We start from the raw sequence: 8,446 nt of genomic DNA, 5'->3' as shown, positions 1-8,446 counted from the left end.
GTCGCATGCGGCCGCTCCGCCTCGCGCGGTGCCGCTACTCGGGCTTTGTCCAAGTGAGGGAGTACCGGCGGAGCACGTGCCGGCGGTAGCGCACGCCGGGCAGCAGGCGGTGTGCCGCGGCCCGCACCTGCCCGTAGCTCATCCGCGGTGCGGCCACCGGCATCCCCTCCGGCTCCCGCGCGCGGCGCAGCACCTTGGTGATCCGTACGACCGGGGCGGCCGCGATCGTCGCCGCCCAATCTGCCGGGGTCGCCTCACGGGCCAGCCCGACCACCACCAGCCTGCCGCCGGGCCGCAGCAGTTCGCGCATCCGGGTGAGGGCCGCGTCGAAGTCCATGTGGTGGATCGCGGACACCGAGCAGACGAAGTCGTAGCTCCTGACGGGCAGGGTGGCGACGAGGAGGTCGCCCTCGACGAAGGTGAGCTCCGGCTGCCCGGCGGACAGCTCGCGGGCGCGGGCGATCATCTCCGGTGACCTGTCGAGGCCGGTGACGCGCTTGGCCCGGCCGGTGAGCTTGCGTGCGAGCAGGCCGTCGCCGCAGCCGACGTCCAGCGCGTCGCCGCACCCCTCCGGTACGGCGCGGAGGATGCCCGGATGCCGGGCGACGTTGGTGTTCCAGTACGGCTTCAGGCCGGCCTCGCGCATCCGATCATGGTAGGGCGGGCGCCATGACGAAGTCCCGGAATCGGACGGCGGGGGCGGCCAGGGCGTGGTCGGTACGCCACGTGAGGCCGATGGTGCGCCTGGCGGCCTCCGCCGCGATGCGGACGCCGACGGTCCCGGACTGGCCGGCGAAGGGTTCGGGAACGATGGCCACGCCGAGCCCGGCCGCGACCAGGCCCTCGATGGTGGCGAGATCCTGGCTCTCGAAGGAGACCGCGGGGGACACCCCGGCGTCGCGCAGCAGCGCGTCGACCAGGGCCCGGTAGCCGAAGCCGACCGGCGTGGTGACGAGTTCCTCGTCCGCCAGCTCCCGCAGCTCCACCTCCTTCCGGTCGCGTAGCCGGTGGCTCGGCGGCACGACGAGCACCAGCCGCTCCTCCTGCAGGGGGTGCCAGCCGAAGTCGCCCGACGGGCGTGGGGACACGATCGCGAGATCGGCGGCCCCCGTGCGCAGGTCCCGCACGATCTCGTGCGCCGGCTCCTGGCGCAACAGGATCCGCATCCGGGGCGCGTACTCGTGGAAGGAGCGCAGCAGCCGGGGGACGAGAGAGGTGGCGATGGAGTCGAGGAAGGCCAGGCGCACCACGCCGGCGTCCGGGTCGAGCAGGCTCCGGAGGTCGGCGAGGAGCTGTTCGTAGCGCGCGGTGAGGTCGCGTGCGGCCGCCACCACGAGTGCCCCGTTGGGCGTCAGGTGCACGCCGTCCGGCGCGCGTTCGAACACCCGGGTGCCGAGTTCGGCCTCCACCCGGGCGAGGGCGCGGGAGAGCGTCGGCTGGCTGGTGCGCAGGACGGCGGCGGTGTCGGTCACGTGCTGGTGGTCGGCGAGGGCGACCAGCCAGGACAGGTCCCGGAGCAGCATGCCCGCCATCATACGCATGGCGCATCGAAACCGGCCTTTCACCGCATTGGACGCATATCCCCAGGAAGTGCACAGTCGTGGAGGTGACCGCTGTTCTTGAGACCTCCGCCGTGGAAGGACACCTGCCGGGGACCATCGGGTACCGGCGCGTCGTGGTGGCGCTGTTCGCCGCCGGGGTGGCGACCTTCGCGCTGCTCTACAGCACGCAGGCGATCCTGCCCGAGCTCGCCGCGCAGTTCGGGGTGTCCACCGCGGAGAGCACACTGAGCGTGTCGCTCACCACGCTCGGGCTCGGCGTCGCGCTGCTGGTGGCCGGCCCCCTGTCCGACGTCGTGGGACGTACCCGGCTGATCCACCTGTCGCTGACGGCGTCCGCCGTCGTCGCGGCGGCGTGCGCGCTGGCGCCCGGCTGGCCGGCGCTCGTGATCCTGCGGCTGCTCCAGGGCGTCACGCTGGCCGGGCTCCCCGCCGTCGCCACCGCCTATCTGCGCGAGGAACTGCACCCGTCCACGCACGCCCGCGCCGCCGGTCTGTACGTCGGCGGCACGGCGCTGGGCGGAATGGCGGGCCGCCTCCTGACCGGCGGGGTCGCCCAGGCCGCCGGCTGGCGCTGGGCCCTGGCCGCGGCCGCCGCCCTCGGTCTCCTGTGCGCCCTGACCGTACGCGTGCTGCTCCCGGCCTCTCGGCGCTTCGTCGCGGCCCCGGCGGGCGTCCGTGTACTCCTGCGCGGGAGTCTGCGCGCGCTGTCGGACCGCGGGCTGCTGGCGTTGTACGGCATCGGCGGCTGCTCGATGGGGGCCCTGGTCGCGGTGTTCAACACCCTGGGCTTCCGGCTCGCGGGCGCACCGTTCGGCCTCGGTCTCGGCGCAGCCGGCCTGATGTTCCTCGTCTATCCCGTGGGCTCCGTCAGCTCCGCGGTCTTCGGCCGGCTGGCCGACGCCCACGGACGCCGGGCCGTGACGCCGCTGGGCTGCCTGCCGGCCGTCGCCGGCGCTCTGGTCACGCTGTCGTCCTCGCTGCCGATCGTGGTCGTCGGCCTCGCGCTCCTCACCGCGGGCTTCTTCGCCGTTCACGGCGTGGCCAGCGGATGGGTCCCGGCCCGGGCGCACGCGGGCGGGGTGTCCACCGGTCAGGCCGCCTCGCTCTACCTGTTCACCTACTACGTCGGGTCCGCCGTCTTCGGCAGCCTCGCGGGCCGCGCCTGGACGGAGGCCGGATGGCCGAGCGTGGTCGCCCTCGCCGTGCTCCTGCTCGCCGTCACCGGCGCCCTCACGCTCCTGCTGCGCAGGACCCCCGCCCTGCGCGAGGCACGCTCCCGTCGTCACCGGGAGCCGTGACGCAGGCGCAGGTCGCCCCCGAAGGCTTCCGCGATCACACGTCCCGTCTCGAAGACGAACTCCGCCTCCACCCACTGGGTGGGATCCTCGGGGTCGAATCCCTTGCCCACCCGGACGAGTCGCTCGCCGACATGCCGGACGAAGGGCACCTCGGCGGGTGCGGGCACGATGTCCACACGGCTGCCGAGTTCCTCTGTCCGGGGCCGGGGCCCGCACTTCAACCAGTCACCTCTTACTGATCGATCTTGTCGGTGGCTGTGTCTACGCTCTGCGCTCATGCATGAATTCGAACAGCGAACCGTACGCCTGCAGGTCGAAGTGGAGGACTGCGGCATCGCCTACCTGGCGGACGCGGAATTCAAGGAAGATGTGAAGGCACCGGTCCAGTCCGCTCGGATCATCGAGGTCGACAAGGGCTATGCCACCCTTCACATCACCCACCAGTGGGGACCGGCCGATTTCACGGTGACCGTCGCCGACCGGGATCCGGGGGCGGACCGCGAGGTCTACGAGGACATCGTGGAGGTCAGCTACGTGTCCGGGTCGGGCCGATTGGAGATGACCGGGTTCAGCTTCGACGAGCATGTGATGTGCCCCCTGCCCGCTCTCCCCGCAGGGGCCGGGCCCTACCGCGTCCGATACCACGTCAAGGGCAGGGACACCGAGGGCACGCAGGACGCCGTCGACGACCACTACCTGCAGATCTGGCCCGCGCCCATTGGGGATCCCGTCGTCGTCAAGGCCACGACCGAAACAGCTGAGTACTTTCTCGACCCGGAGAAGTACGAGCGGAGCCGCGGGGAAAGCGCCGGATGAACCGGCTCGGCCACATCGGCCCGCACCGGAACGGGGAGCGCACACCGGCGGACACGTCGCCGAGGGTCGGCGGTCGCGGGAAATCCGGATTATGCGAGAAATCCGAAGTGCCGGTCGTGCTCGCCTGCGGAAATGCTACGCTGCGGCACCGTTGAAGATCATGATGTCCGAGTCCCTTTTCATCGAAAGCACGCATTGATGCGCCGATTACCAGCTCTCCTATCCGCCGTACTCGTCGGTCCGGCGGCGACGCTCACCGTCCCGGCCGCGGCCGAAGCCGCCGTACCCGATGTGGTCCGAGTCGTGCAGAACCAGCTCGCCAGGGGCGCGAGCGTGAAGTTCACCCAGTACGGCACCGTCTATTTGGGCGCCAGGAACAAATATGACGGTCACCAATCCAATTCGTACCGCTTCAACCTGCTGCAGAACGGAACGCTTCTTCTCGGCAGGCGTGGCGTCGCCGCTGTGGGCGCCACGCGCCAGGTGCGGTTCAACCGCTATGAGCTTCCCCTGGCCAAGGAACGTGCCGCCGAAGGCGATCTGGTCTCGCAGAGTCTGATCGCGCAGACTCAGCCGCACCGCTGGGTCAACACGGACGGCCGGTTCTACAGCACTGGGCGCCTGTGGACCTCGGGCCTGCCCAAGGGAAAGACCTGGGCGGCGCGCGGCGCGCGCAGCGCGGGCGCCACGGCCTTCGGGGACCAGGTCGTCAACATCTTCGAGGTCGCGACGCTCAAGGCACTGATCGCCCACGCGGACAGGCGGAAGTTCGACCTGCCGAACCCCTCCGGCAAAACCCACGATCTCAAGGTGATCGGGTTCTACGACGGCACCATCACGTTCGCCGAGCTCTACCGGCTCTCACCCACGTTCCGGGTAGTGGCGGGGGAACGCCCAGACCCGGGATACGCGAAACTGGCCTTGAGCTGGAGCATCTCCTTCGACAGGCGCGGTCTTCCTATCAAGGTCACCTCAAGCTGGCACACCAAGGGCCAGAAGAAGCCCTTCAGCAGGGGAGGCGCCAGCATCGAATTCCAGTCGTGGGGTTCGGCCACGACCATAGCGGCACCCAGGCCGTCTCAGGCCGGGGTCGTCCGCGCTCCCGCCGGAGGCCTGCCCGAGTGCGACGACATGGTGGAATTCATCAAGGAGGACGCTCGGCCGACCTTCGAACAGTGAGACAGGGGAGCAGACCGACCTGGTGCCGGCCGCGACCTTGACGCCGTCTCACCTATTCTCCTGGCCGGGCCGGAACTCTCGCACCACTTCGATGGTCCCGACGATGTGTGCGTTGAACTCGTCCAATTCCTCGGCCGGCACCCATAGCTCAAGAATCGTCTCTCCACCGACCTGTTGAACCGGGTAGCGCGCCAGGAAATCACTGTGTACGTGGAAGCGGGTCACGTAACCCACCCCGGATCGGGGAGCGTTCCAGTCGCGGGCGATTCTGATGGCGTAGTCCTCGTTCAGCACGGGATAGAAGATCGGTTGCTCGGGTGACGAGGCGGCCACGCCCGCCAACCGGACTGCCGCACCAGCTCCAACTCCTCCGGTCCGGTCGGCCGCCACAAGGTCGTCAACTGCTCCGACATGAGCGTCTCCTTCTCGCGGGCCCTCGTGCTGCTCGGCCGTGCAGCCTGTGGGAGGGGATGTCCTCCGCTGCCGTACACAGTGTGCTCGCTACCGCTTCTGAGCGCGGTACCGCTGAAGCAGTGCCGTGATCTTCTCGCTGTTCTTGGCGCCGTTCAATTCGTTCAGAAGGTCGTCGGGGCAGAGCTCATAGAGGTCACCCCACCAGCGGCGGGCCTTGTCGTCCCAGATCCGGTAGCCGCCGGGCACGCCCCTGGCGACGTATCGTCTCCTGCTAACCCGCACAAAGTAGCCCTGCGCGGACGTGCGGCTTGTACACACACCCCGTCAGAGGAGGAAGCGCATACGAAAGGCCATCGACCGTGCCTTCTGTGCCTTGTCCTTCCTCGGTTGATGCTTCACGCCTCGCCGAAGGCGTCGATCAGCACAACTGAAAAGCGGACGCGCGGCCGAGCATGAGCAGTGTCATGCTGTCCGGGTGATCCCAGCCGAGACAACCCTCATCCGTGCCGCCGCAGCTCGAAACAACGCCGACTGGTGCGCCTCGGTCTGCCGGTCCCACGGCATTGCAAGCAGCTTCGGCGAGACGGCCTGGCGCAGTGCCTCTCGCATGCCGCCGTACTACCCCGACGCCGTCACCTTGCGCCCCGATGCAGTGCCGGCAGACTTCCTGCCTGAGATCGACACAGCCTCACCTGGGTGTTCGATCAAGGACAGTTTCTCCGCTCTCGACCTCACCTTGAACGGCTTCGTCGAGCTCTTCGCCGCCCAGTGGATGCACCGCCCAGCAGGACTCCCCGCACCGGCAACGCCGCCCCTGCATACCGAGCGGGTCTCCACGGCCGCCGGGCTTCGCGACTGGCAGGCCGCCTGGCACGGCGGTTACCCGGCCCCGGATGTCTTCCGGCCAGCACTGCTGGACGACCCGTCCGTGCTGGTGCTCGCCCTTCACGACGGCGAGGACCTCCGCGGGGGTGTCGTTTTGAACCGCAGCTCCGGGCTGGTCGGCCTCACCAACCTCTTCGCCGCCGACAGCAGCGACATTGCCGCCGCCTGGTCATCAGCGATCACCGCAGCTGCCGATCATTTCCCCGGCCTTCCTCTGGCCGGCTACGAGCATGGCGACGATCTCACGCACGCGCTCGCCAGCGGCTTCACCGCGATCGGCCCCCTCCGCATCTGGGTGGCGAGCGGACACATCAACCACGAAATCTAGGGCTAGCGGAAAGCAGCGGCTGTACGTCGCGACGACCGACCAGGTGGGCGCTGCACGACGCGATGCCTGAGCGGTACCGGGCCGCCATCCTGCTCGGTGCGTTCGCCGGCCTCCGAACAGCGGAAGTCTGCGGCCTGCGCGTTGCCGACGTCGACTTCATGCGGGGGATCGTTCACCTGAACGTGCAGTACCCCGCAGAGGTCCTCAAGACCGAGACGTGTCGTACGCCCGTGCCTATCCCCGCCTCGCTTGCGCTCGTACTTCTCGGCACACGTGAAGGCCGGCCACAGCGGCGAAACACTTCTGACCGACGACAACGGCGCGCAGGTCGGCCCCTGGAAGCTTGAACGCGCAATGCGGAAAGCCCGCGGCAAGGTGCAGGACCTTCCCACGGGCTTTCGATTCCACGACGTGCGGCACTACCTCGCGTCGCTCCTGATCCGCGCGATGAACGAGCACGTCACCGCGCGGTCGCCGGTCACACGTCGTAGTAGAGCTCGAACTCGTGCGGGTGCGGGCGGAGGCGGATCGGGTCGACCTCGTTCTCGCGCTTGTAGGCGATCCAGGTCTCGATGAGGTCCGGCGTGAACACGCCGCCCTCGAGCAGGTAGTCGTGGTCGGCCTCGAGCGCGTCGAGCACCTTCTCCAGCGAGCCCGGCACCTGCGGGATGTTGCGGGCCTCCTCCGGCGGCAGCTCGTACAGGTCCTTGTCGACCGGCTCCGGCGGCTCGATCTTGTTGCGGATGCCGTCGATGCCGGCCATGAGCATGGCGGCGAAGGCGAAGTACGGGTTGCAGGACGGGTCCGGCACGCGGAACTCGATGCGCTTGGCCTTCGGGTTCGAGCCCGTGATCGGGATGCGGACGCAGGCCGAGCGGTTGCGCTGGGAGTAGACCAGGTTGACCGGGGCCTCGTAGCCGGGCACCAGGCGGTGGTAGGAGTTCACCGTCGGGTTGGTGAAGGCCAGCAGCGACGGGGCGTGCTTGAGCAGGCCGCCGATGTAGTAGCGGGCCATGTCCGACAGACCGGCGTAGCCGACCTCGTCGTAGAACAGCGGCTCGCCGTCCTTCCAGAGCGACTGGTGGCAGTGCATGCCGGAGCCGTTGTCACCGAAGATCGGCTTGGGCATGAACGTGACCGTACGGCCCGCCTGGATGGCCGTGCTCTTGATGATGTACTTGTACAGCATCAGCTTGTCGGCCGTCTCGAGCAGCGTGCCGAACCTGAAGTCGATCTCGGCCTGACCGGCGGTGCCCACCTCGTGGTGCTGCATCTCGGTCTCGATGCCGGCCTCGATGAGGTTGCGGACCATCTCCGAGCGCAGGTCGGTGAAGTGGTCCATCGGCGGGACGGGGAAGTAGCCGCCCTTGTAGCGGGGCTTGTAGCCCAGGTTGCCGCCCTCGGAGGCCTTGCCGGTGTTCCAGGCGCCCTCGATGGAGTCGATGTAGTAGTAGCCGGCGTTGGCGCGGGTCTCGAAGCGGACGTCGTCGAAGATGTAGAACTCGGCCTCGGGGCCGAAGAACACGGTGTCCGCGATGCCGGTGCCCTTGAGGTACTCCTCGGCCTTGCGGGCGACGTTGCGCGGGTCACGGCTGTAGGCTTCGCCGGTCAGCGGGTCGTGCACGAAAAAGTTGATGTTCAGCGTCTTGTGCTGACGGAACGGGTCGAGCACGGCCGTCGTCGGGTCGGGCAGCAGGAGCATGTCCGACTCGTGGATGGCCTGGAACCCGCGGATCGACGAGCCGTCGAACATGAGGCCGTCGGTGAAGACGTTCGGGCCGAAGTTTTCGGACGGGAAGGTGAAGTGGTGCGTCGTCCCCGGCAGGTCCGTGAACCTGACGTCGACGAACTGCACACCCTCGTCCCGGATGAACTTGAGGACGTCATCGGCGGAGTTGAACACTCTCGAACCTCCCAGGGGCATGGGCTAGCAACCCGAAAGTAGGCCGGTGCCGTTTCCGCCC

Annotated in this window: 9 protein-coding genes and 1 pseudogene; 4 read left to right on the top strand and 6 right to left on the bottom strand. The window is 68.7% G+C overall.

Features of this window, described 5'->3' with window-relative positions; genetic code table 11:
- Positions 1-34: 34 nt before the first annotated feature.
- Positions 35-646, bottom strand: coding sequence for a class I SAM-dependent methyltransferase (locus AB0J39_RS21890; protein WP_363467565.1), 612 nt, complete (start codon positions 644-646; stop codon positions 35-37).
- Between the two features lie 4 nt (positions 647-650).
- Entirely contained in the window at positions 651-1,523 is an 873-nt protein-coding gene (locus tag AB0J39_RS21885; protein ID WP_363467563.1) for a LysR family transcriptional regulator, read from the bottom strand.
- A gap of 83 nt (positions 1,524-1,606) precedes the next feature.
- On the opposite strand from AB0J39_RS21885, the gene AB0J39_RS21880 reads away from it, so the two are divergent.
- The gene (locus AB0J39_RS21880) at positions 1,607-2,860 is read left to right on the top strand and encodes an MFS transporter (RefSeq protein ID WP_363467561.1); all 1,254 of its coding nucleotides are present in this window, start codon (positions 1,607-1,609) and stop codon (positions 2,858-2,860) included.
- On the opposite strand, the gene AB0J39_RS21875 is transcribed toward AB0J39_RS21880, so the two are convergent.
- Positions 2,845-3,036, bottom strand: a complete 192-nt coding sequence (locus AB0J39_RS21875) for a hypothetical protein (protein WP_363467559.1) — start codon at positions 3,034-3,036, stop codon at positions 2,845-2,847. The two genes, AB0J39_RS21880 and AB0J39_RS21875, sit on opposite strands and share 16 nt — an antisense overlap.
- A 100-nt stretch (positions 3,037-3,136) precedes the next feature.
- Between AB0J39_RS21875 and AB0J39_RS21870 the strand changes: the two genes are divergently transcribed.
- Both AB0J39_RS21870 and AB0J39_RS21865 read left to right on the top strand, forming a co-directional pair.
- A complete protein-coding gene (locus tag AB0J39_RS21870) occupies positions 3,137-3,676 on the top strand; it encodes a hypothetical protein (RefSeq protein ID WP_363467558.1) in 540 nt (179 codons plus the stop codon).
- A 303-nt stretch (positions 3,677-3,979) separates the two neighbouring features.
- Positions 3,980-4,855 (top strand): hypothetical protein, encoded by an 876-nt coding sequence (locus AB0J39_RS21865; protein WP_363467556.1) that lies wholly within the window; start codon positions 3,980-3,982, stop codon positions 4,853-4,855.
- A gap of 48 nt (positions 4,856-4,903) precedes the next feature.
- Here the strand turns inward: AB0J39_RS21865 and AB0J39_RS21860 are convergent.
- Both AB0J39_RS21860 and AB0J39_RS21855 read right to left on the bottom strand, forming a co-directional pair.
- A pseudogene (locus AB0J39_RS21860) lies at positions 4,904-5,268 on the bottom strand (ADP-ribosylation/crystallin J1).
- 88 nt (positions 5,269-5,356) lie between these two features.
- The gene (locus tag AB0J39_RS21855; protein WP_363467554.1) at positions 5,357-5,551 is read right to left on the bottom strand and encodes a hypothetical protein; all 195 of its coding nucleotides are present in this window, start codon (positions 5,549-5,551) and stop codon (positions 5,357-5,359) included.
- Between the two features lie 193 nt (positions 5,552-5,744).
- Here AB0J39_RS21855 and AB0J39_RS21850 point away from each other — a divergent pair, with 193 nt between their 5' ends.
- The gene (locus AB0J39_RS21850) at positions 5,745-6,482 is read left to right on the top strand and encodes a hypothetical protein (RefSeq protein ID WP_363467552.1); all 738 of its coding nucleotides are present in this window, start codon (positions 5,745-5,747) and stop codon (positions 6,480-6,482) included.
- Positions 6,483-6,960: 478 nt separating this feature from the next.
- On the opposite strand, the gene glnA is transcribed toward AB0J39_RS21850, so the two are convergent.
- Positions 6,961-8,385, bottom strand: a complete 1,425-nt coding sequence (gene glnA / locus AB0J39_RS21845; protein ID WP_363467549.1) for a type I glutamate--ammonia ligase — start codon at positions 8,383-8,385, stop codon at positions 6,961-6,963.
- Positions 8,386-8,446: the final 61 nt, after the last annotated feature.

It is taken from the genome of Microbispora sp. NPDC049633, assembly GCF_040675265.1.
Taxonomy (GTDB): Bacteria; Actinomycetota; Actinomycetes; order Streptosporangiales; family Streptosporangiaceae; genus Microbispora; species Microbispora maris.
Note: the sequence above shows the minus strand (reverse complement) of the source record. Positions and strands in the feature narration are given on the sequence as shown.